Source organism: Promicromonospora sp. NPDC050249 (genome assembly GCF_040656015.1).
Classification (GTDB): Bacteria; Actinomycetota; Actinomycetes; order Actinomycetales; family Cellulomonadaceae; genus Promicromonospora.
In genome coordinates, this window is the sequence record NZ_JBFAKY010000026.1 from 1 (window position 1) to 22,152 (window position 22,152).

Consider the following 22,152-nt stretch of genomic DNA (forward strand, 5'->3'; position numbering starts at 1 on the left):
CTCAAGAAGATCGGTGACGGCGACGAGACCCTGCTCAAGGGCGAGTCGGCCGATGCGATGCGCGGGCGGGCCGAGGAGAGCTCTGAGTAGACGATGTCTACTCAGAGCAACCGACCCCGAATTCGTACTGTCCTCCCGAGAGGGTCCCGCCCCCACTGGCCGAGCCTGTCGAGACCGCCCTACCGACCAGCCTGCGGGGTGTCGAGGGCGCCGCCGTAGCGCCGGTCGCGCCTCGCGTACTCCTCGACGGCGCGCCAGAGGTGCCGGCGATCGACGTCCGGCCACGGCTCGTCGAGGAACACCATCTCGGCGTACGCGGCCTGCCACAGCATGAAGTTGGACGTGCGCTGCTCGCCGGACGACCGCAGGAACAGGTCCACGTCGGGCAGGTCGGCCAGGTACAGGTACTTCTGCACCGTCTTCTCGCTGATCCGGTTCGGGTTCAGCCGGCCGGAGGCGACGTCGCGCGCCATGGCCGCCGCGGCGTCGGCCAGCTCGGCCCGGCCGCCGTAGTTGACGCACATCGTCAGGGTGCAGAGGTCGTTGTCCTTGGTGCGCTCCTCGGCCTCCTGGAGCACGTTGATCACCGACTTCCACAGCTTCGGACGGCGTCCGGCCCAGCGGATCCGCACGCCCCACGACGCCATGACGTCGCACTGCCGCCGCATCACGTCCTGCGTGAAGTTCATCAGGAAGCTCACCTCCTCGGGCGAGCGCTTCCAGTTCTCGGTGCTGAACGCATACGCCGAGACGTACTCGACGCCGACGTCGACGGCCCCGGCGACGACGTCGAGCAGCGACATCTCACCCGCTCGGTGGCCCTCGATGCGGGGCAGGCCACGGGCGTTCGCCCAGCGTCCGTTGCCGTCCATGACGATGGCGACATGGCGCGGCACGAACTCCTTCGGGATCCGCGGCGCCTGCGCGCCGGACGGGTGCGGGAAGGGCGCGACCAGCTCGCGGCTCGCGGTCCGGGCCATCAGCGCTCCACCATCTTCAACGATCGCAACGTTCTCTCCAGGTAGTACTGGCCATAGGCGGCGACGAGGCCGCTCGCCTCCTTGCGGTGCCGCGCGTCGGACGCGTCGGCGGTCTCCCAGTCGCCCGCGAGCAGCGAGGACAGCAGGGCGAAGGTCTCGGGCGCCGGCGCGGTGGAACCCGGCGGCCGGCAGCGCGGGCAGACGGCGCCGCCCTGCGCCACGTTGAACGAGTGGTGCGGCCCCGGCTCACCACAGCGCGCACAGTCCTCGAACGACGGCGCCCAGCCGGCCACCGCGAGCGCGCGCAGCAGGTACGAGTCGAGCACCAGGCCGGCGTCGTGGTGCCGCTCCGACAGCGCGCGCAGCCCTCCGGCGAGCAGCCAGTACTGCTGCACGGACGGCTCGTGCTCCTGCGCGACCAGCCGGTCGGCGGCCTCGAGCATCACGGTGCCCGTCGTGTACAGGTTGTAGTCCTGGCTGATGGCCCGGGCGTACGCCCCGATGGTCTCGACCTGCGTCACGGTGTCGAGCCCCATACCGGGACGCGGGCTGCGGCCGGTATGGAACTGCACGTCGACCGCCATGAACGGCTCGAGCCGCGCGCCGAACTTGGACGACGTCCGCCGCACGCCCTTGCCCACTCCGCGCACCTTGCCGTGCTCGCGCGTCAGGAACGTGACGATGCGGTCCGCCTCACCCAGCTTGTGGGTGCGCAGGACAATCGCGTCGTCTCGGTACAGGGGCACGAGAACATCATCCCAGGTGCGTCTGACACTCAGCGCAGCCCCCGCTGCGCTCTGCGTCAGCGCTCCGCGTCAGCGCTCGACGAACCGGGTGCCGTCCGTCGTCAGCTCCGGCTCCCACACGAACCGGTGGATCACGTGCTTCTCGAGCACGCCGCGGACGATGAGCGCTACCGTGCCCCAGATCGCGAAGAGCAGGACCGTCTGCAGGAAGTTGTTGCTGATCTTGTCGAACCCGGTGAGGGCCAGCGTGGGGATCAGGAACATCAGGCCGAGGAATGCGGGCAGCAGGTGCACGCCGATCCACTGCACCACCGAGAGCAGCTCGACGCGGCGCTCGGCGAGGACGCCGTGGAAGTCCATCACGGTGACCACGTGGTCCGCGCGCCACTTGGCGACGTGCCGGGCGACCGTCCACTGCGCGTCCCTGGCGTCAAGGGAGGAGCTTCCGGTCGGGAGCCAGATCCCGAGGATCTGGTGGATCTCGGCGGGCGTCAGGTAGCCCTTGTCGAGGATCGTCAGGCTGTGCACCGGCGGCTGGCGCGTGTTCGTCGGCAGCACGAGCGCGGCGAGGAACAGCAGGACACCACCGGACCCGAGGAGCGCCACCAGCGCGTCCGGGAGCCACGGCAGGAGCAGGGTCGCGGTGGCGAAAGCCAGCGCGCCGAGGAGCGCGCAGACTATGCGGTTCTTCATGGTCATGGTGAGCAGGACTTTACCGGCATCTCGCCCTGACCTGTAGCAAAGGTCCGGCAGCGATCAGAAGAACGGATCGGGACGACCCGTCAGAAGAACAGGGTGTCCCGCCTGCCCAGCGGGCGCGCGATGAGCCACCACGCGAGGACCTGGAGCGCGAGGATCACCGGCAGCACCGCGATCGCCACGAACCCGAGCGACGCCATGGCCTCCGGGGAGATCCCGCCCTCGATCAGACGTGGCCACGCGGCGACGGCGGTCCCGACGACGGGCGCCGCGATCATCACCGAGGTGACGATCACCGCCAGCGGTCCCGTACGGCGCAGGCGCCACGCGACGACGGCGTCGCCGTGCAGCCGCGTCACCACCACCGCCACGATGCCGAGGGCCAGGGCCGCGAGGCCGTTCCCCCACGCCACGCCCAGCAGCGCGCCCCAGCTCCCGGCGAGCGCGGTGCTTGCCGCCACGAGCACGACGTCCCACGCGTCCCGCCAGATCTTGCCGGGCCGCCTGCTGCGCAGCCAGATCCCGGCATCGCGCAGCACCCATGACCCGATCAGCACGATCGCCACCGGAGACGCTGCGTCCAGCAGGTCCGACGTGGCGCCCGGGAACACGCCGATCAGCACCCCGAGCGCGGCGACCAGCCATACCTCCCCGGGCACCAGCAGCGGCCCGACGGCGCCCAGCACCACGCGCCGCTCCGCCGGTTCGCGCCGCCGGTTCCCGCCGTCGTGGCCGCGCTCCTGCAGCAGGGTCGCGCCGGCGCCCTGGACGGCTCCGTCGAGCAGCACCCACCCCGCCACCAGGACGGCCAGGAGGACTGCCCAGGCCGCTGCGTTCATCGGACCACCTCCGGCTCAGGCCTCACGTCCGGTATTCCGGCACGCTCCAGAGACTACGTAGCCGGACCGGTCACTGCGACAGGATTCGGGTGGAACCGGGGAAAGCTCAGGGATCACCCCGATGACGTGGTCGGGCCGGCCCTACCCCTGGTCGGGAGACGTCGCGGGGACCTGCCCGGTCGACGTCGTCCCCGCCACCGAGGTCGGTGCAGTCGACGGCGACGGCGGCATGGGCGCGCAGGTACGGGCCGGCGCCCGTGTCGCCCCGCACCGCGTCGGCCAGCGCCCGCCAGTGCGCGCGGCCGACCAGCACGGGGTGGCCGGGCTCGCCGCCGTAGACCGCGCGGGCCAGCGCGTGGCGCGCGGCGTCCGGCTCGTCCGTCACGGCGGCGAGCACCCGCCGGACGGCGTCGGCCCGCAGGCCGGGCAGGTCCACGAGGGAGACGACGGCGACGTCGGCTCCGCTCGCCCCGTCGGCCGGCCGTCCGGACGCCGTCGCCCCGCCTGCTGGCACGTTCTCGGACGCCGCGAGGCCCGCCCGGAGCGACGCCGCTATCCCGGACGCCCAGTCGGCGGCGACCACTGCCGTTGCGGTGGCGGGCACCAGCTCCCGCGCCTCGTCGGCCCCCGCCCCGAGCACCACGACGACGTCCTGGCAGCCGCCGTCGAGCAGCGCACGACACGCGAGCGCGAGCCAGGGGGTGCCGTCGTCGGCCCGGGCGAGCGCCTTGGGCATCCCGAACCGGCTCCCGGCCCCGCCGGCCAGGACTATCCCGACGGCCGCGACGAGAACGGGCTTGTGTTCATTCGGACGCACCACAGGAACATAACCCCGTTCTCGACTGGCTTGTTGTCCACAGGAGGTGGTGGGCATGGGGGACACCATTGGTTATCTTCTGGTGTCATGTGATGGTGTCTGTGGCCAAACCGATCTCCGACGCCCTTCTCGACCTTGCACGTCAGCAAGCAGGGCTCGTCTCGTCCGTGCAGTGCGACGCCCACGGCGTGGGGAACGCTCAGCGTCGGCGGCTGGTCGCGGCAGGGCGTTGGCAGCGGCCGACGCGCGGGGTGTTCGACACCGGCGAGCCGGACGCCGGCCTCCATCCGAACGACCTGAGCCGGCTTCGCTCGGCCTGGCTGGCGCTGCTCGCCTATCCGGGCTCGGCCGCGGTCGGAGCCTGCGCGCTCGCGCTCCTCGGCGTTGCCGGACTACCCAAGGACATCACGCCCGAGGCCGCGTTCCCCGACGGGTCCGGTCGGGAGCCGCGCGACGGGATCGTGCTCCGGCAGTACCGGCGGTTCCCGCGCGTCGCGGCGGGTGGCCGGTTCGCCGCCGACGCCCCCCATGCGCTCGCTCAGGCACTACCGCGGTTGGACCGCGAGCACGCCGTGGCCGTCATGGACTCGCTCCTGAACAAGCGGATCCTCACTCCGTCCGGCTTGCGCAAGGCAGAGCGGCTCACCAAGAACCGGCGGGACTGCGTCAGGACCCACAGCTGGTGGGGTGAGGCAGACGGAAGGTCAGAGTCCCCGGTCGAGTCCTCCGCGCGGCTGCGCTGTGTCGACGCCGGAATCAGGCCCGATGATCTCCAACGGGACGTGGTCGACGCTACGGGCAAGTTCCTCGGCCGCGCGGATCTTGCCTGGTACCTCGGCGACGGGCGCTGGCTGCTCGTCGAGGTGGACAGCGACGAGTTCCACACCTCGGCGGATCAGGTGCGTCGGGACGCCGTTCGACAGAACAGACTGCTCAGGGAGGGCAAGCACGTGCTGCTTCGGTTCTTCACCAGGAACGTCCACGCAGGCGCCACGATGACCGACGCCATCCGCTCGGTCCTGACCCGCGAGGGCTGGCTCCCGAACCGCCCGATTCCTCCGGCGTCGCCGATCCCGTCCCGTCGCCGACGCTGACGGCCAGCCGGACGACAACGGGGTTATGTCCTCCCGGGGCGGGATTCAGGACACAACCCCGTTCTCGACGGGCTTGCCTACCAGCGGCCGTAGCGGGCCAGGACGAACGACTCCGCGATCTGCGCCAGGAGGTAGAGCGCCAGGGAGGCCAGCGTCACCACCAGGACGCACGCCCAGACCAGGTTGTTCTCGGACCGGCCGACGGCGTTGACCACCATGCTGCCGATCCCCCGGCCGGTGATCAGCCACTCGGCGAGCAGCGCGCCGGTGATCGCGCCAGGCACCGAGATCCGGACCGACGCGAACAGCGCGGGCAGCGCGGACGGGAACGCGACCTTGACCAGCAGGGCGAACGGTCCGCCGCCGTACACGTGCACGACGTCGGACATCTGCGTCGACACCGAGCGCAGCCCCTGGACGATGTTCACCAGGGCGGGGAACAGCACGACGATCCCGGACACCACCGCCACACGGACCAGCCCGTCCGAGAAGAGCAGCCGGATGATCGGCGTCAGCGCGATGAGCGGCACCGCGCGCAGGATCAGGGCGACCGGCATGACGGCGGTCTCGACCGGCCGGAACAGCACGATCAGGGCCGCCGCGATCGTCGCCGCGAGCATGCCCGCCACGAAGCCGATGGCGGCGTCGCCCAGCGTGACGCCGAGCGCCGTGGCGATCTCCGCGCGGGTCCGGGCGGCGTCGTCGTCGGCGAAGAGGAACTCGTAGACCTCGGCGGGGCCCTTGGCGACGAAGGTGTTGTCCACCAGCGCCACCGACACGACCCACACCACGGTGAGGATCGCGAGCATGAGCAGCGCCGTCCCGAGCGCCTTGCCGACGCCGGTCGCGAGGGCGCGCCCTGTGCTTCCCTTGTTCATCCTCGTCCCCCTCCGGTCGACCACGGCACCGCTACCCGGCCCAGCACGCCGAACACCGCGTACCCGAGCCCCGCGACGAGCGCGCAGGCGAACATGATTCCCCAGGCACGCTCGACCAGGAGGCCCTGCCCTGCGGCGATGAGCGCCGGTCCGACGCCGCGGTCCACACCGCCGATGTACTCCCCGAGGATCGCGCCGAGGAACGCGGCGGGCGCCGCGATCTTCAGCGCGCTGATGATCTCCGGCAGCGCGGACACGAGCTGCACCGTGACGAGCTGCTTCCAGCGGCCGCCGCCGTAGACCCGCACGACGTCGAGCGCCGCCCGGTCCGCGGACCGGAACCCGAGCACCGCCCCGACGACCGTGGTGAAGAAGACCGACAGCGCCGCCAGCACGACCGCCGTCGGCGAGGGTTCACCCGCGTCCGGCGGGCCGAGCACGATGTACAGGATCGGCAGGACCGCGATGGTCGGCACGCAGTAGCTGATGACCGCGATCTGCGAGATCACCGGCTCCAGCCGCGGCGTGAGCAGCACGAGGGCCGCCAGCACGAGTGCCAGGCCGTTGCCCCACGCGAACCCGATCAGGGCCTCGACGACGGTCCCGCCGAAGTTGTTCGCGTAGAAGGCCCAGCCGTCGACACCGTACTGCCGCAGCACGCCGGGCGGCGTCGGCATCGACGAGCCGTCGAAGACCGTGACCGCGAGCAGCCACCACAGCGCGACGAGGCCGGCCAGCCCGGCCCCGCCGCCCAGCCAGGCGCGGGCGCGGTCAGGCATCGGTGTCGTCCGCCGCGAACAGGAGCTCCGAAGCCCGGTCGTGCAGGGCGTGGAACTCCGGGCTGCGCATCATCTCGGGCAGGCGCGGGCGCGGCAGGTCCACCTCGATGATCTCCTTGATCCGGCCGGGACGCGGGCTCATGACCGCCACCTGGTCGGACAGGAAGATGGCCTCCGAGATGCCGTGCGTGACCATGAGCGTGGTGGCCGGCTTCTCGGTCCAGATCCGCAGCAGCTCCAGGTTGAGGCGCTGGCGGGTCATGTCGTCGAGCGCCCCGAAGGGCTCGTCGAGCAGCAGCACCGACGGCTTGACCACCAGGGCGCGCGCGATGGACACGCGCTGCCGCATGCCGCCCGAGAGCTGGCCCGGCTTGGCCTTCTCGAAGCCGGTCAGGCCCACGAGCCGGATGAGCTCGGCGATCAGCTCGCGGTCGACGGGCTCGCCCGAGACCTCGAACGGCAGCCGCAGGTTGGACTCGACGGAACGCCAGGGCAGCAGAGCGGCGTCCTGGAACGCGATCCCGAGCTCGTGGCCCGCGCGCAGCTGCTGCGCGTCCTTGCCGTCCACCTTGGCGGTGCCCGACGTCGGCGCCTCCAGCCCCGCGAGGATCCGCAGGATCGTGGACTTGCCGCAGCCGCTCGGGCCCAGCAGGGACAGGAAGCTGCCCTGGTCGGTGTGCAGGGTGACGTCGTCGAGCGCGGTCACCGTCTTGCGGCCCGAACCGAACGTCTTCGACAGGTTGGCGATGTGCAGGCCGGTGCCGGCCCCACCCTCGAGGGCGGGGCCGACGCCGGGCGCGACAGCTGTACCGGACTGAGTGACGGACTGGTCGGTCACGATCAGCCCTTGAGCTCTGGCTTCTCTGCCAGCAGCTCCTGAAGGAGCGACAGGTCGAAGACGTCCTCCTGCGCGGCGTCGATCCCGGCAGCCTCGAACGTCGCCATGTTCTGGGCCAGGAGCTCGTCGCTGATCGTGAAGAGGCCGTTCTCCGCGGTCTCGTCGGAGCTGATCAGCTCCTCGCACTGGACGGTGTTCTGCTCGATCTCCTTGTCCAGGTCGAGGTCCAGATCGGTGCCGTACTCGTCGACGGCAAGCTTCGCGCTGCCCTCCAGGTCGGCACAGGCGTCGGTCCAGCCCTTGATCTCTGCCTCGAGGAACGCCTTGACGACCTCGGGGCGCTCGGCGATGGTCTCGTCGGTCGCGATGACGGACTCGGCGACGAACGGCAGCCCGTTGTCGGCGAACAGGAGGTTGGTGACCTCCTCGCCCTGCGCCTCGACGGTGATCGCCTCGTTGGTCACGTACGCGAGGAAGCCGTCGACCTCACCGTTGACCAGCGGCTGCGGGTCGTACTGCACGGGCACGATCTCGACGTCGTCCTCGGTGAGGCCGTTGGCCGCGAGGAGGGCCGAGAACAGCAGGCCGTTGCCGCCGTCCTGCACGCCGATCTTCTTGCCCTTGAGGTCCTCGATCGTCGCGATGTCCGCGCCGTCCTTGAGGGACAGGATCGTGAACGGGTTCTTCTGGAACGTGGTGCCGACGATCTTGATGGGCGCGTCCTCGTTGGCCACGACCTGGCCCACCGTGACGGCGTTCGTGAGGCCGAAGTCGGCCTTGCCGGAGGCCACCAGGTTCTCGGTGGCGCCGGGGCCGGCGTTGAACGTGACCTCGCCGAAGCCGGCGTCCGCGTAGTAGCCCTTGCTGTCGGCCATGAACTCGCCGGCGAACTCCGCGTTCTTGATCCAGGAGAGCTGGACCGTGAGGTCGCCGAGGCCCTCCCCCTCAGCAGGGGCGTCGTCGCCGGAGGCGCACGCCGCGAGGGCGAGCGAGGCAGCGGCCGCGACGGCCGTCAGGCGCGCAGCGCGCCCAGGACGGGAAAGCATCATGAGTGGTTCTCCTGTTGTGCTGTGGGGGGGTGAGCCGAAACCCGTGTTTCCATCTCGCCGGACGCTATGGACCCGTGGTTTCGCGCCCGGCGTCCACGGGTTACGCCGCCGTAAAACGTGGGGCGCGCGACCGGATCGTTATCCGGGCGGTCAGTACGGGGTGCGTGCGGTGTACGCACGCCAGGCCTCGAAGGGCTCTCCCGCGCGCGTGATCCGGTGCTCGACGACCGGGTTGGGCCACGTCGACCGGTCCCGCGCGAGGAGCTCGTAGAACTCGCGGTCGTCGAAGCCGGCCCGCTCCGCGTCGTGCCGGTCCGCGGCGAAGACGACGCGGTCCACGCGGGCCCACAGCGCGGCGGACAGGCACAGCGGGCAGGGCTCGCACGAGGCGTAGAGCGTCGCCCCGGCCAGCGAGAACGTCTTGAGGGCCTGGCACGCGGCCCGGATCGCCACCACCTCGGCGTGCGCCGTGGGGTCGAGGTCGCGCGTCACCCGGTTCCCGGCCGCCGCCACCTCGACACCGTCGCGCACGACGACGGCCCCGAAGGGGCCACCGCCGTCGGCCACGTTCTGGGTGGCGACCTCGACGGCGCGGGCGAGCCAGGTCTCGTCGTCCGGGCTCACGGAGGCCAGGGACGTGCCGGACTTCTCGATGTGGCTGATCACCCTTCGATGCTCGCACCGCGGCGTTTCAACCACATTCCCAGCAGGTCACCCCCACGAAACACCTGTTTCGCACCGGCGCAGAACGTAGGCCTGGACGCTCCAAGGGCGCCCACGGGGCGACCGCTCCTGCGTTCAGCACCCGCGGTCGGGTCGGTAGCGTGACAGGTGTGGATACCGCCGCCGTCTACAGCCAGTTCGCCGGGAGCCAGGCGCTCAACGGTGGATCGCCCACCTACCAGGACTGGGCACGCGGTGTCGCCGTCGACCCGGAGCTGTGCGCCCTGCTGGACACGCTGCCCGAGCCCAAGCGGCAGCCCAACCTGCTGTTCGCGGCGGCGCGGCTGGCCGGGGCGCCGGCCGGCGGCTGGGCCGAGGTGCGGCCCTGGCTGCACGCCGGCTGGCCCGACGTCGAGCAGGTGATGCGCACCCACACCACCCAGACCAACGAGCCACGGCGCTGCGCCACGCTCCTGCCGGCCCTCGCGGCGATCGAGGGGCCGATCGCGCTGATCGAGGTGGGCGCGTCGGCGGGGCTGTGCCTCTGTCCGGACCGGTACTCGTACCTGTACACGTCGCCCGACGGCGGCCGCACCCGCCTCGATCCGGCCGACGGCCCGGCCGACGTGGTGCTGCCCTGCGACATCGAGGGCCCCGTCCCCACGCGGATGCCCGACGTCGTCTGGCGCGCCGGCATCGACCTCAACCCTCTGGACGTGCGCGACCCGGCCGACCTCGCGTGGCTGGAGGCGCTGGTCTGGCCCGAGCACGCGGACCGGACAGTGACGCTCCGCGCCGCCGCGCGCGTGGTGGCTCAAGACCCGCCGCGCCTGGTCACCGGCAACCTGCTCGACGGTCTGCCGGACCTGGTGGCCTCGGCACCCGCCGAGGCCACCGTCGTCGTGCAGAACTCCGCGGCGCTCTACTACCTCACGCCCGCCGAGCTGGTGAGGTTCGAAGCCATGATGGCCGGCCTGCAGCGGACGCGCGGCGCCGTCTGGCTGAGCAACGAGGGCTGGACCGTCCTGCCCGACGTCGCGGCCAGGCTCCCCGCGGGCCTCTCACCCCAGTTCATCCTGGCCCGCGACGGCGCGCCGGTGGCGCTCACCGACCCGCACGGCCGGTCGGTGCAGATGCTGCAGGCCGTGTGATCGGTGCGCGCAGCAGCTCCCACAGCCAGTCCCGCTGTATCGGCAGGTCACGCGGGCGGACTCCCGTGGCGTCGGCTATCGCGTTCGCCAGCGCCGGGGCCACCGGGTTGTACGGGGCCTCGCTCATGGACTTCGCGCCGCGGGGCCCGAGGCGGTCGACCGTGTCGGCGAACAGCACCTCCGTGACCGGGACGTCGGACAGCTGCGGCACCCGGTAGTGCCGCAGGGTGCGCGTCACGACGACGCCGTCGCGCACCACCATCCGCTCCGTCGTCGCCGAGCCGAGCGCCTGCCCCACACCGCCGTCGATCTGCCCGCGCAGCTGCTCCGGGTTGATCACGACCCCGGCGTCGGCGGCGTGCACCGACTGCAGGATCCGCACCTCGCCGGTTCCCCGGTGCACGGCCACCCGGAACCCGTGCACGTTGAAGGCGACAGACCGAGGCGACCCGTCATGCGTGGCCTCGGCCGAGACGCCAACCAGCTGCGTGCCGGCGCTCAGCTGGTCCAGCGTGGTCCTGAGGGCCGACGCCGCTCGTTGGACCGCCAGACCAGCCACGACCGAGCCCGCCGAGCCGAAGGCCCCCGTGTCGTAGCCGGCCGTCGCCGTGTCCGACGGACGCACACGCACCCGGTCGACCGGCACCCCGAGCTCCGTGGCCGCGAGCTGCGCGTGCACCGTGGTGGTGCCGTTGCCGAACTCGGCGGTCCCGACGTCGACCACGAAGTCGCCGTCGGCGTCGACCGAGACCTTGGCGTGCGTGAAGTGGCCGCGCGGCGGGATGGTCGCGATCATCGCGAGGGCTATGCCGCGGCCCTCGGCCCAGCCGTCAGGGACGGAGTCGCCCCGCCCCGAGGCGAGCGCGTCCTCGACCAGGTCGAGGCACTGGTCCAGGCCGTAGGACCCGTACTCCAGGTCCCCGTCCACGGGCCCCCCGACGACGAACGCGTCGCCCGGCCGGATCACGTTCCGACGGCGCATCTCGACCGGATCGAGGCCGAGCCGGGCGGCCAGCTCGTCGATCGCGCCCTCGATGGCGAACTGCACCTGCCCCAGCCCGTACCCGCGGAACGCCCCGGACGGCACGTTGTTCGTGTAGACGGACTCGGCGTCGACACGCTTGTTCGGTGCCCGGTAGACAGCCATCGACTCGTGCACACCGTGGAACATGACGCCCGGCGCATGGTTGCCGTAGGCGCCGGTGTCCGCCAGGACGTCGATGGCGAGCGCCGTCAGCTGCCCGTCCGCGTCGGCGCCCGCGCGGACGCCGATCCGCATCGGGTGCCGGCACGGCACGGTGGTGAACTGCTCCTCGCGGCTGAGCTCCCACTGCACGGGCCGACCGGTGCGCAGGGTCGCGAGCGCCACGACGTCCTCCACGAGAAGTTCCTGCTTGCCCCCGAACCCGCCGCCCACGCGGCCCGCCACCACCCGCACCCGCTCCTGCGGGAGGTCAAGGAGCCGGGCCAGCTCGTCGCGCACGAGGAACGGCACCTGCGTGGAGGTGCGGACGTGCAGGACGGGCTGCTCCGTGCCCGTCGACGGACCGGGCGTGAGCCAGGCGCGCGCGCCGTGCGTCTCCAGGGCCACGTGGTTCACGCGGTCGGTGGTCCAGGTGCCCTCCACGGTGGCGGCCGATGCCGCGAGTGCCGCGGTGACGCCGTCGTGCCCCGGCTCGGCGTACTCCTCGTGCAGCTGCGCGACGACGTTCCGGCTCGCCTCCGCGACGCGGTGCTCGCCGGGTGTCTTGCCGGGGTGGACCAGGGGCGCGCCGGGCCGCCTGGCCGCCTCCGGGTCGAAGACGGCGGGCAGCGTCTCGTACTCGACGTCCACGAGGGCGAGCGCCGCGCGGGCCTGCCGGGGCGTCTCCGCGACCGCGACGGCGACGCGCTGGCCCACGAACCGGAGCACGGGGTCGAGGATGCGGGTGTCGTCGGGGTCGTCGAGCCGGTTCTCGTGGCGGGCGGTCGAGTAGAGGGTGCCGGGGACGTCGTGATGGGTGAGCACGAGGTGCACACCGGACGCGCCGCGGGCCGCCGTCGCGTCGATGCGGGTGATCCGGGCGTGCGGGTGCGGGCTGCCGAGGACCGCGACGTGCAGCAGTCCGGGCGGGGCGGGCTCGTCCAGGGTGTAGGTCTCGCGGCCGCTCACGATCCGGGCAGCGGCGGGCGCGGCGACGGCGCGGCCGAACGCCTCGCCGGGCTCCGCCACCTCGGTGTTCACACGACCGGCGAGGGCGTCCCGGATCGACCGGTACCCGGTGCACCGGCAGAGGTTGCCCTTGAGCCCGTCCCCGGCCTTGCTGCCCGCGATCGTGCACACCATGCCCGCCGTGCAGAACCCGCACTGGAACCCGGCCGCCTCGACGAACGCCTGCTGCACGGGGTGGAGGTGGTCGGCGTCCGCGGAGGGGTCGCCGCCCGGCCCGAACCGACCCAGCCCCGCCGCCGTCACCACCTCGGAGTCGACCGCCCGGTGCACGGGGACCAGGCACGACTGCACCGGGGCGCCGTCGAGCAGCACCGTGCAGGCACCACAGTCGCCCGCGTCGCAGCCCTTCTTCACTGCTGTGGCGCCCTGCTCCCGCAGATAGGTACGCAGGCACTGGCCGGGGCGTGGTTCTGCCGCAGCCTCGATGCCGTCGATCTTCATGCGTCGCCCCTCGAGTGCGTCGGGCAGAGACCACACGATCGGGGTGTGTTGCTGCGAGTAGACATTGTCGACTCACAGCAACACACCCCGCGGGGTACCTGTTTCCCCCGGAGGCTCGGGCGTCCGCCCACGCGACCCGGTGTGCGTACGGCTCCGTTGGTCCTCATGCGCCCACCAGCTCGTCGAAGGCCTCGTGGGCGAGCCGTCGTGTCATCGCGGCGCGCCACTCGCGGCTGCCGTGCACGTCCTCGAACCACGCGCCGGTGCTGTCCATCCGGTCGATCCACCGGTCGACCGCCGCGTGGTCGCGGGCGTGCAGGCTGAGCGCCGCCGCCACGGACGCGGTCACGGTGATCGTCGGACCCTGGTCGCCCGCCCGTCCCGTCACCATGGCCGCCGTGCGGCCGGTCGAGGTCAAAGACGCCCGGCGGAGCACCGTCCGCTGCGCGAGCACCGCAGAAGGCACCCGCACCTCGCGCAGCACCTCCCCCGGCGCCAGGTCCACGACCCCCGCGCCGGTGACGAGCTCCGCCACGGCAACCTCCCGCGCCCCGCTCCCGTCGGTCGAGCCTGTCGGGACCCCCGACGTCCAGATCACTGCCACCGCGTCGAGCGCCACGAACAGTCCGACCATGGACCCGGCCGGTAGCCCCAGCGCAAGGTTCCCGCCCACCGTCGCACTCCTGCCCACCTTGGACGAGAGCGTCAGCGCCGACACGCACGGCGCCACGAGCCCGAGCGCACGGTAGGGCCCGCCCGTGTGCGCGCCCAGCGCACCCGGCCCGGACACCAGCTGCTCCAGCGTGCACGTGCCCGCGACCCGCAGCCCCGCGCCGTCCACGGACCACGGCTCCCAGCCCATCCCGGTCAGGTCCACCAGGCCGCTCACCCCGGCGGGGACCGGCTCGGAGTACAGGTACGTGCCTCCGCCCAGGAAGACCTCGCCGGGCCGCAGCACGCAGTCCGCGCGCGTCCGCGCCACCCGCACGGTGTCGATGTCGAGATCCATGACGGCGCCGGTCAGCTCTCGTCGATCTCGCGCAGCAGGGCGTACCTGGCGTCTATCGCCTCGACGCGGTCGGCCGCTCCGTCGAGCGCACCGTGCACCCGGTCCGACAGGACCGCCACCACGCTCACGGGCGCGACCATCGAGTCGAAGGCGCCCTCCGTGGTGATCGGGCACTCGATCCACCAGGTCACGGCGCTCGCGAGGTGCCGGAGGCTGGCGTCCGCGAGCAGGAGCACCCGGACGCCGTCGGCCAGCAGGGCCTCGACCATCGCCGCCACCTTGAACGCGTGCCGGCGGATCGAGACCACGACCACCACGTCCTCGGGCCCGAGCCCGACGAGGTCGTCGGCGAGCGACTGGCCGGGTCCCGGCGCGAGGTGCACCCGACCGCGCACCTGGATCAGGTTCCGCCGCAGCTGGGTGGCCGGCCCGAGCGAGCCGCGCCGTCCGACGACCACCACGTCGCGCGCGGTGGCGAGCGCGTCGGCGACGTCGTCGAGCATCGTGTCGTCGAGCGTCGAGTAGACCTTCTCGAGGTTCTTGACCTCCTGTTCCAGCCGCTCGCGCAGGCCAGGCGACGGGTCGACGGCGATCGGCAGCCCGCGCCGGCGCTGGACTCGGAGGTGCTCGCGCAGCCCCTCGAAGTCCTCGTAGCCGAGCTTGCGGAACAGCCTGCTCATCGTCGCCTTCGAGACGCCGGCGAGCGCGGCGAGCTCCGTGGCCCGGTACGTCCCGAGATCGCCGAGGTGGTCCAGCAGGGCGTCGGCGGCCCGCCGTTCCTGCGGCGACAGGTCGCGGTAGCCGGCGGCTATCCGGTCCTCGAGCGGTGTGGCCCCGGCCTTCATCGCGCCTCCTCGTGGTCGCGAGCCAGCGCGAGCACCGCCTCGGTGAACGCGTCGAGCGCGATGGCGACGTCCTCGGCCTCCACGTGCTCGTCCGGGTGGTGGCTGATCCCGTCGCGGCAGCGCAGGAACAGCATGCCGACGTCGGTCACCGCGTCCATCGCCATACCGTCGTGCCCTGCGGGGCTCCAGAGCCCGAGCACAGAGCCCAATGACGCCCCGGTCGCCTCCGCGATCCCCGTCGCCACCGCGGCCTGCATCCGTGCGGCGCAGGCGGTCGACGGCGCCCGGTGGGTCTCGACCACCTCGAGCTTCACACCCCGCTCCAGCGCGATGTCGTGGCCGGCCGCCGAGATCTGCTCCCACAGCGCGTCGCGTCCGTTGTCCGTCCGGCCGCGCAGGTCGAGCGTGAGCTCCGCCAGGCCGGGGATCACGTTCACGGCGCCGGGCTCCACGCGGATGTCGCCGACGGTGGCGAGGCAGTCGGTCGCCTTGGCCAGCTCCTCGATCCGGGTGACGAGGTGCGCGGCGGCGACCAGCGCGTCCCGCCGTCGGCTGAAGGGGGTGCCGCCCGCGTGCCGGGCCTCGCCGGTGATCGTGAGCACGAACCGCCGCGCCCCCGCGATGGACGTGACGTACCCGAGCGGCAGGCCCGCGGACTCCAGCACCGGTCCCTGCTCGATGTGCGCCTCCAGGTAGCCGACGAGGTCCTCGGGGCGGCGGGCGGCGTCACCCACGCGGTCGGGGGCCAGGCCGAACTGCAGGAACGCCTCGCGCAGGGTCACGCCGTCGGCGTCCGCCTGGTCCCACCAGGCGGGGTCCCACTGGCCCGACGCCGCGCAGCTGCCCAGCAGCGCCTTGCCGAACCGGGTGCCCTCCTCGTCGGAGAACCCGACGACCTCCAGCGCGAACGGGAGCGGGACGTCCCGCAGCCGGTGCGCGACGGCGATCGCGAGGACGACGCCGAGCATGCCGTCGTACCGTCCGGCGTCGGGCACGGTGTCGAGGTGTGACCCCAGCACGAGCGCCGGCTCGCCGGCGGTGCCCGGCCGCTGGGGCGTGCCGTCGGCGGCGCGACGGCCCCAGAGGTTGCCCGCGGCGTCGGTCTCGGTGTCGAGGCCCGCGTCGAGCATCCAGGCCCGGACCGCCATGTTGGCGGCGGAGTGCTCGGGCGACAGGTAGACACGTTCGAGCGCGTCGGGGCGCGACGAGTGGCGCGTCAGGTCGTCGCACCGCTCCATGACCCACTCGGCCGTTCCGATCGGGCTCACGATCCCCCCTCCAGCTGATCGGCGAGAACGGGGTTGTGTTCGGTTCTGGCGCCCACCGGGACATAACCCCGTTCTCGCTCGGTCTCGTACGACGTGAGGGCGGCGGCGACGCCGCCGCCCGGCGGGGTGGCGAAGCCCGCGCGGCGCAGCTCGTGCTCCAGGGCCGCGAGGGTGGTGAGGACGGCGTCCCGGCGAGCGTTGAAGCCCATGGTCCCGATCCGCCAGACGACGCCGTGCAGCGGCCCGAACGACGTGCCGATCTCGATCCCGAAGTTGTCGAGGAGCCCGCCGCGGACGGCGTCCCCGTCCACGGCGTCGGGGATGCGCACGGCGACCACGTTGTGCATCTTGTGGCCGACGTCGCCGAAGACCTCCAGTCTTAGGCCGAGCACCCCGGCCAGCATCGCGCCGCCGTGCCGTGCGTGCCGGTCCACCGCCGCCGCCATGCCCTCGTCCTTGAGCAGCCGCGCGCACTCGCGGGCCGCGTACAGCATCGAGGTGGCCTCGGTGTGGTGGTTGAGGCGACGCGGGCCCCAGTACTCCATGATCTGGGCGAGGTCGAGGTAGTTGGACACGATCGGGGCGCCGTGCGGGGCGACGTCGTCCGACGTGCGGATGCCCGCCTCGACGTGCTTGCGCCGGTCGATCGCCGCGGCCGCCGCGGGCGAGAGCGTCACGGGCGCGCTGCCCGACGGCCCGCCCAGGCACTTCTGCAGCCCGGCAGTCGCCGCGTCGATGCCCCACTCGTCGGTGTGGAACGGGTTGCCGCCGAGCGTGGCGGTGGCGTCGACGTACAGCAGGGCGTCGTGCTCGTGGGCGATCCGGCCCAGCTCGGCGAGCGGCTGCGCCATGGTCGTGGAGGTGTCGCCGTGCACGACGGCGAGCAGGCGCGGCCGCACGCGGCGGACGGCGTCCTCGATCTGCCCCGGGTCGAAGACCGTTCCCCACTCCGTCTCGATGGTGTGCACCTCGGCCCCTGCACGCGCGCAGATCTCCGCGAGCAGGTGCCCGAACCTGCCGAACACCGGGACCAGCACGCGGTCCCCCGGCTCCAGCAGGGACACCAGTGCCGCCTCGATGCCGGCGCGCGAGGTGCCGTCCACGAGGAACGTCTGCTCGTTGGCGGTGTCCCAGACGGTGCGCCACAGCGCCATGGCCTCGGTCATCGTGTCGGTCATGAACGGGTCGAACTGGCCCACGAGCGGCGCGGCCATGGCGCGCAGCACGCGCGGGTCGGCGTCGACGGGCCCTGGTCCCATCAACAGCCGGGCGGGCGGGTGGATCTGCCTCATGCGGACCTCCTCAAGAGCACCCCGGACGCCGATGAGTGCTCGACGACGGCGCCGGTGACGGTCAGGCCGTCGTACGCGCTGATCTTGTTCTTGTGTGCCAGGTCGGCCGCGCGGAAGGTTGTCGTCGCGTCAGGGTCGTAGACGATCAGGTCGGCGGCGGCGCCCTCTGCGATCACGCCCTTCGGACGCGGGCCCCGGTCCAGGCCCACCAGTGCGGCGGTGTTGGCCGAGGTCCAGCGGGAGACGTCGGCGAGGGAGACGCCGCGACGTCGGGCGGCGTCCGCCAGGGCGAGGAACCCGGCCTGCAGGCCCGAGATGCCGCCCCACGCCTGCTGCAGGTCGACCTCGCCGGGCGCCGCGCCCCGGTACTTCTCCTCGGCGGTGGCGGGCGAGTGGTCGCTGACCACGCAGTCGAGGATCCCGGCGCGCAGGCCCTCCCAGAGCGCGTCCTGGTTGCCGCGGTCCCGGATGGGCGGGCAGCACTTGAACGCCGCGTCGCCGTCGGGGATGTGCTCGGCGTCGAGGACCAGGTAGTGGTGGCAGGTCTCGGCCGTGACCGGCAGGCCCTCGGCCTTGGCCTCGGCGATCAGGTCGAGCGCCCGCGCCGACGACAGGTGCAGCACGTGGGTGCGCGTACCCGTCTCGCGGACGGCGTCCAGCAGCCCGGCGATCGCCGTCGTCTCCGCCTCGTCCGGGCGTGAGAGCAGGAAGTCCGCGTACGCGGGGCTACCCCCGTGCGGGGCGGCCGCGAGGGCCGCCGGATCCTCGGCGTGCACGATGAGCAGTCCGCCGAACCGCGCGATCCGGTCCGCCGCGTCCAGGAGCTCGTCCGGTGCGAGCGGCGGGAACTCGGGCACACCCGAGTCGGCGAGGAAGCACTTGAAGCCGAAGACCCCAGCGTCCCAGAGCGGCTCGAGGTCGTCTGCGTTGCCGGGGACGGCGCCGCCCCAGAAGCCGACGTCGCAGTGCAGCTCGCCGCGGGCGCGGACGGCCTCGGCCGCGGCGCGCTTCGTCTCCAGGGCCTGCACGGTGGTGGTCGGCGGGAGCGAGTTGAGCGGCATGTCGACGATCGTCGTGATCCCGCCGAGCGCCGCGGCCCGGGTCGCCGAGGCGAACCCCTCCCATGCGGTGCGGCCGGGCTCGTTGACGTGCACGTGGGTGTCGACGACGCCGGGCAGCACCACCTTGTCGCCGAGCTCGACGACCTGCGGCGGGGGTGCGGGGACGGCGCCGAGCACCTCGCCGAACAGGTCGTCGGCCGGCTTGAGGACGGCGGCCGGGTCGGACGTGCCCCACCAGACCTGGTCGATCCGGTCGCCCTCGATCCGCAGGACCGCGGGCCGGAGCTCGTCCTCCACCAGGACCCGCTCGGACGCGACGACCAGGCTCCTGCTGCCCTGCGGGTCGCCGCTCATACGAATCCTCCGATCGTGGACCAGACGGGATGCTCGGCTGTCGATACGCCGGAGCCGGCCGCGGCGTCTTCCGACCGCTGGACGGCCGCCTCGATCAGCCCGTAGGGCCGGTCGGCGGCGAAGAACACCTCGCCGGGGTTGTCCAGGCCGAACGGGTCCAGGTCGACGAGGAAGTGGTGGTTGTTCGGGCACGAGAGCCGGATCTCGGCGATGTCGGGAAACGCCTCCAGCACCGCCCTGCCCATCGCGTACACGGTCTGCTGCAGGGCCAGGGAGTGCAGCTCGGCGAAGGTCGCCAGCAGGATCGAGCGGACCGCCACGAACCGCTCGTCGTACTCCTCGGGGCCTGCGGTATCGACGAACGACTGCTCGTACCGCCACCAGCCGCTGACGTCGGTCGCGAGGATCCGGTCCTCCGTCTCGGGCAGCGTCGTGTACCGGTCGCGCGGGAACCCCGCGAACTCCGAGCCCGTCGACTTCAGCACCGTGACGTCGCGCAGCCCCGCGAGCACGGTCAGGCCGGCGGAGTCGGCGTGGACCAGCGCCGTCCTCCGCTCGGCACCGCCCCGCACGAACGCGTGGTCGTGGCCGACGACGCCGCCCGGACCCGGCTGCGGTCCCGCCGCGATGCGCTCCCAGCCGTACTGCTCCGCGAGCCAGCGTCCGCCGCTGATCTGCGGCTCCTGGAGGAAGTGCCGGGCGAGCCGCAGCAGGAACGTCTCCGGCGATCCGACGCCGTCCCGCGCGAACGCGTACACGGTGTTCTTCTGCGTGTCCGTCGCGACGACGCCGGTGTTGTCCCCGGACTCGTGCGTGGCGCGGAAGTCGCCGCGGAGCTGGGAGGTGACGCTGAGGTCGGTGATGCGGTGCCGTGCGGTGTCACGGTCGACCCGCACGAGCCGCACCTCTGCCTTGCCGTACTGGTTGGGTCCCAGGACTATCGACATTCAGCTCCCCCGGTAGGTGGTGTAGGCGAACGGGCTCAGCAGGAGGGCGACGTGCGTGTGGTCCGGCCCGAGCACGACGTCGAGCACGACCTGGCCGAAGAACGTCTCCCGGTCCTGCGCCGCGAACCAGTCGCCGGCGGCGAAGGTCAGGACGTGCCGCCCGGGCGTGACCTCGCCCCAGCTGATCCGGCCGTCGTCGTCGGTCACGGCCTGGCGGCCGTCGAGCGTGACCGCCAGCCCACCGGCCGGGAGGCCGCGGGCGGCGTCGAGCACGTGCGTGGAAGCGGTGCTCACGACGCCGCCTCCGCAGGTTCCGCCGCCGGCTCCTCGATGAGCGTCTCCAGGCGCAGCAGCGCGATCTGGCGCAGCTGCTCGGCGGTCACCAGGGCCTCGGCGGCCGGGTCGTTGCCGAGGCGTTCGGTCAGGTTGGCGAGGATGTCGTCCGCCGTGCGCCCCGCGGCCCGGACCAGGTAGATCCGGCCGAACTTCGCCTCGTACGCGGCGTTGCCCGCGGCGATCCGGGCGGCTGTCGCCTCGGCCGCCGTCGGCTGCTCGGTGCGGGACAGCCGTGCCTCGGTGCTGTCGCCCGACGCACGTTCGCCGATGCGGGGGTGATGCGCGAGCGCCGCGTCGACGTCGGCGGCCGTCCACTCGGCGGCGGCCCGCATCGCGCGCAGCAGGAGCGAGTCCCGGCACCGGTAGGGGCGGCCGGCCACCACGTCGTCGACCCAGGAGCCGATGTCGGCGCACGGGCGGACCGTCGCAGCGGCGTCGGCGGCGGGCAGGGCGTTGAAGGTCGTGAGGTCCACGAGGACAAACTTAGTTTCAAACTGTCCCCCGCGGTGAGACGCGCGTTTCAGCCGGGTAAAACTTTACCGGTTCTGGGTCAGGCGAGCCGGCCCGTCCGCAGCATGTGGGCGAGCTCCGGCTGGCCCAGCCGGTCCGCCGACGCCGCCGCGGCCTCGTGGTCGTACGGGACGGCGAGCAGCTGGGCCGCCCACCCGTCCGCCGCGTCGGACAGGATCGCGTACCGGGCCTCCGGCGCGCCGACCTCGACCCGGTGCGGGAGCGGGGCGTCGTCCGAGTAGGCGGGCCACCCCACGCTGCCGGGGTTGACCAGCAGCGACCCGTCCGGCAGCGGTCGGGTGCGGGCCTGGTGCGTGTGCCCGCACAGGTAGAGGTCGTGCGTGCCGTAGGCGGCCCCGAGGCGTTCGACCAGCTCGTCGTCGGTCGCCTCGCGCACACCGCTCGGGTACTCCGCCGTCGGCCCGACGACGGTCTGGGTCAGGTAGGTGGCGTCGTCGTCCGGCACCGCATGGAAGGCCAGCACCCCGGGGACCGGCTCGACGGTGAGCGGGAGCGAGCCGAGCCACGTGCGGTCGGCGTCGGCCAGGATGCCCGAGGCGATGCGGTCGACGGTGCCCATCTCGTCGTACGGCAGCGTCAGCACCTGGCGTTCGTGGTTGCCGCGGACGGTCACGATGTCGGGCCGCGTGGCGAGCAGGTCCAGTGTCCCGCGCGGGTCGACGGCGCCGGAGATGATGTCGCCGAGGTTCAGCACGAGGTCCACCCCCGCGGCGTCGATGGCGGCGAGGACCGCCGCGAGCGCCGGGGTGTTGCCGTGGACATCGGAGAGGACAGCGATACGGGTCATCCGCGCAGGCTAGCGGTCGGGTATGCGCCGGAGGAGGCCACCGGCGCACGCCCGACCGGGTGTCGCGCGATCACCTCACGTCGCGCGGCAGGGACTCCGAGGTTCCGGGCTGCTCCACCACGTGCCTGCGGTACGGCCAGACCGCGATCAGCAGACCGAGCACGGCGCTGCCGAGGTGGAGCCAGTTGTCGGCCTCGTTGATGTTGAGGTAGTTGATCTCCGGGTCGTCGACGGCGAACAGGCCGTAGACGAATGCCGCGCCGTAGCCGAGCAGCAGGAGCCAGCCGAAGAGGCGGGCGCTGCCGGACCAGGCCCAGAGGCTGATGCCCAGGATCCCGATGACCACGTGCACGACGTTGTGCAGCGGGTTGATGGCGAAGCCCAGGAGCGTCCGGCTGTCGTCGTGCTCCATGAATCCGCTGAGGCCGGTCACCGCGAAGCCGGCCGCACCGACCAGCAGGTAGACGATGCCGACGATGAGGGCGAGCCACTGATGGGGGCCCCGGGCGATCCGAGCTGCTGTGGGGTAGGCCATG

The 22,152-nt window shown here is 72.6% G+C and carries 23 protein-coding genes; 2 read left to right on the top strand and 21 right to left on the bottom strand.

The window, feature by feature from the left end:
* Positions 1-179 precede the first annotated feature (179 nt).
* From AB0I32_RS19860 to AB0I32_RS19880, 5 genes are all read right to left on the bottom strand, one after another.
* Complete coding sequence (locus AB0I32_RS19860) at positions 180-980, bottom strand: isoprenyl transferase (RefSeq protein WP_357509110.1); 801 nt, start codon at positions 978-980, stop codon at positions 180-182.
* A complete protein-coding gene (gene recO, locus AB0I32_RS19865; RefSeq protein WP_357509112.1) occupies positions 980-1,726 on the bottom strand; it encodes a DNA repair protein RecO in 747 nt (248 codons plus the stop codon). Before recO ends, AB0I32_RS19860 begins: the two co-directional genes overlap by 1 nt.
* 69 nt (positions 1,727-1,795) lie before the next feature.
* Positions 1,796-2,425: a hypothetical protein gene (locus AB0I32_RS19870; protein WP_357509114.1), complete on the bottom strand. Its 630-nt coding sequence runs from the start codon at positions 2,423-2,425 to the stop codon at positions 1,796-1,798.
* 83 nt (positions 2,426-2,508) lie between these two features.
* Positions 2,509-3,264 carry a cytochrome d ubiquinol oxidase subunit II gene (locus AB0I32_RS19875; protein WP_357509116.1) on the bottom strand — a complete coding sequence of 252 codons (756 nt, stop codon included), beginning with the start codon at positions 3,262-3,264 and terminating at the stop codon, positions 2,509-2,511.
* 106 nt (positions 3,265-3,370) lie between these two features.
* Entirely contained in the window at positions 3,371-4,081 is a 711-nt protein-coding gene (locus AB0I32_RS19880) for a nucleotidyltransferase family protein (RefSeq protein WP_357509118.1), read from the bottom strand.
* 101 nt (positions 4,082-4,182) lie between these two features.
* On the opposite strand from AB0I32_RS19880, the gene AB0I32_RS19885 reads away from it, so the two are divergent.
* Positions 4,183-5,175: a type IV toxin-antitoxin system AbiEi family antitoxin domain-containing protein gene (locus tag AB0I32_RS19885; protein ID WP_357509120.1), complete on the top strand. Its 993-nt coding sequence runs from the start codon at positions 4,183-4,185 to the stop codon at positions 5,173-5,175.
* Between the two features lie 77 nt (positions 5,176-5,252).
* Here AB0I32_RS19885 and AB0I32_RS19890 read toward each other — a convergent pair whose 3' ends face one another.
* The 5 genes from AB0I32_RS19890 to AB0I32_RS19910 all read right to left on the bottom strand — a co-directional run bounded on the left by AB0I32_RS19890 (position 5,253) and on the right by AB0I32_RS19910 (position 9,382).
* Positions 5,253-6,053, bottom strand: coding sequence for an ABC transporter permease subunit (locus AB0I32_RS19890; RefSeq protein ID WP_357509122.1), 801 nt, complete (start codon positions 6,051-6,053; stop codon positions 5,253-5,255).
* The gene (locus tag AB0I32_RS19895; protein ID WP_357509124.1) at positions 6,050-6,832 is read right to left on the bottom strand and encodes an ABC transporter permease subunit; all 783 of its coding nucleotides are present in this window, start codon (positions 6,830-6,832) and stop codon (positions 6,050-6,052) included. Before AB0I32_RS19895 ends, AB0I32_RS19890 begins: the two co-directional genes overlap by 4 nt.
* A complete protein-coding gene (locus tag AB0I32_RS19900; protein WP_357509260.1) occupies positions 6,825-7,586 on the bottom strand; it encodes an ABC transporter ATP-binding protein in 762 nt (253 codons plus the stop codon). Before AB0I32_RS19900 ends, AB0I32_RS19895 begins: the two co-directional genes overlap by 8 nt.
* Positions 7,587-7,672: 86 nt before the next feature.
* Complete coding sequence (locus AB0I32_RS19905; protein ID WP_357509126.1) at positions 7,673-8,719, bottom strand: ABC transporter substrate-binding protein; 1,047 nt, start codon at positions 8,717-8,719, stop codon at positions 7,673-7,675.
* Positions 8,720-8,869: 150 nt separating this feature from the next.
* Entirely contained in the window at positions 8,870-9,382 is a 513-nt protein-coding gene (locus AB0I32_RS19910) for a nucleoside deaminase (RefSeq protein ID WP_357509262.1), read from the bottom strand.
* A gap of 170 nt (positions 9,383-9,552) precedes the next feature.
* On the opposite strand from AB0I32_RS19910, the gene AB0I32_RS19915 reads away from it, so the two are divergent.
* On the top strand, positions 9,553-10,533 hold the full coding sequence (locus tag AB0I32_RS19915; protein WP_357509128.1) for a DUF2332 domain-containing protein: 981 nt from the start codon (positions 9,553-9,555) through the stop codon (positions 10,531-10,533).
* On the opposite strand, the gene AB0I32_RS19920 is transcribed toward AB0I32_RS19915, so the two are convergent.
* From AB0I32_RS19920 to AB0I32_RS19970, 11 genes are all read right to left on the bottom strand, one after another.
* A complete protein-coding gene (locus AB0I32_RS19920; RefSeq protein WP_357509130.1) occupies positions 10,487-13,186 on the bottom strand; it encodes a molybdopterin cofactor-binding domain-containing protein in 2,700 nt (899 codons plus the stop codon). The two genes, AB0I32_RS19915 and AB0I32_RS19920, sit on opposite strands and share 47 nt — an antisense overlap.
* Positions 13,187-13,349: 163 nt before the next feature.
* Complete coding sequence (locus AB0I32_RS19925; RefSeq protein ID WP_357509132.1) at positions 13,350-14,195, bottom strand: FAD binding domain-containing protein; 846 nt, start codon at positions 14,193-14,195, stop codon at positions 13,350-13,352.
* Positions 14,196-14,206: 11 nt separating this feature from the next.
* Positions 14,207-15,040 (bottom strand): MurR/RpiR family transcriptional regulator, encoded by an 834-nt coding sequence (locus AB0I32_RS19930; RefSeq protein WP_357509134.1) that lies wholly within the window; start codon positions 15,038-15,040, stop codon positions 14,207-14,209.
* Positions 15,037-16,308, bottom strand: coding sequence for an allantoate amidohydrolase (locus AB0I32_RS19935; RefSeq protein WP_357509136.1), 1,272 nt, complete (start codon positions 16,306-16,308; stop codon positions 15,037-15,039). Before AB0I32_RS19935 ends, AB0I32_RS19930 begins: the two co-directional genes overlap by 4 nt.
* Positions 16,305-17,600, bottom strand: a complete 1,296-nt coding sequence (locus AB0I32_RS19940; protein ID WP_357509138.1) for an alanine--glyoxylate aminotransferase family protein — start codon at positions 17,598-17,600, stop codon at positions 16,305-16,307. Before AB0I32_RS19940 ends, AB0I32_RS19935 begins: the two co-directional genes overlap by 4 nt.
* Positions 17,597-19,015: an allantoinase AllB gene (allB, locus tag AB0I32_RS19945; protein WP_357509140.1), complete on the bottom strand. Its 1,419-nt coding sequence runs from the start codon at positions 19,013-19,015 to the stop codon at positions 17,597-17,599. Before allB ends, AB0I32_RS19940 begins: the two co-directional genes overlap by 4 nt.
* Positions 19,012-19,962: a factor-independent urate hydroxylase gene (gene pucL / locus AB0I32_RS19950; protein WP_357509142.1), complete on the bottom strand. Its 951-nt coding sequence runs from the start codon at positions 19,960-19,962 to the stop codon at positions 19,012-19,014. Before pucL ends, allB begins: the two co-directional genes overlap by 4 nt.
* Complete coding sequence (locus AB0I32_RS19955) at positions 19,963-20,256, bottom strand: hydroxyisourate hydrolase (RefSeq protein WP_357509144.1); 294 nt, start codon at positions 20,254-20,256, stop codon at positions 19,963-19,965. It lies immediately after the preceding gene.
* A complete protein-coding gene (gene uraD, locus AB0I32_RS19960) occupies positions 20,253-20,771 on the bottom strand; it encodes a 2-oxo-4-hydroxy-4-carboxy-5-ureidoimidazoline decarboxylase (protein WP_357509146.1) in 519 nt (172 codons plus the stop codon). Before uraD ends, AB0I32_RS19955 begins: the two co-directional genes overlap by 4 nt.
* 77 nt (positions 20,772-20,848) lie before the next feature.
* Positions 20,849-21,616 carry a metallophosphoesterase family protein gene (locus tag AB0I32_RS19965; RefSeq protein ID WP_357509148.1) on the bottom strand — a complete coding sequence of 256 codons (768 nt, stop codon included), beginning with the start codon at positions 21,614-21,616 and terminating at the stop codon, positions 20,849-20,851.
* A gap of 70 nt (positions 21,617-21,686) precedes the next feature.
* Positions 21,687-22,151, bottom strand: a complete 465-nt coding sequence (locus AB0I32_RS19970; protein ID WP_357509150.1) for a DUF4383 domain-containing protein — start codon at positions 22,149-22,151, stop codon at positions 21,687-21,689.
* Position 22,152 lies beyond the last annotated feature (1 nt).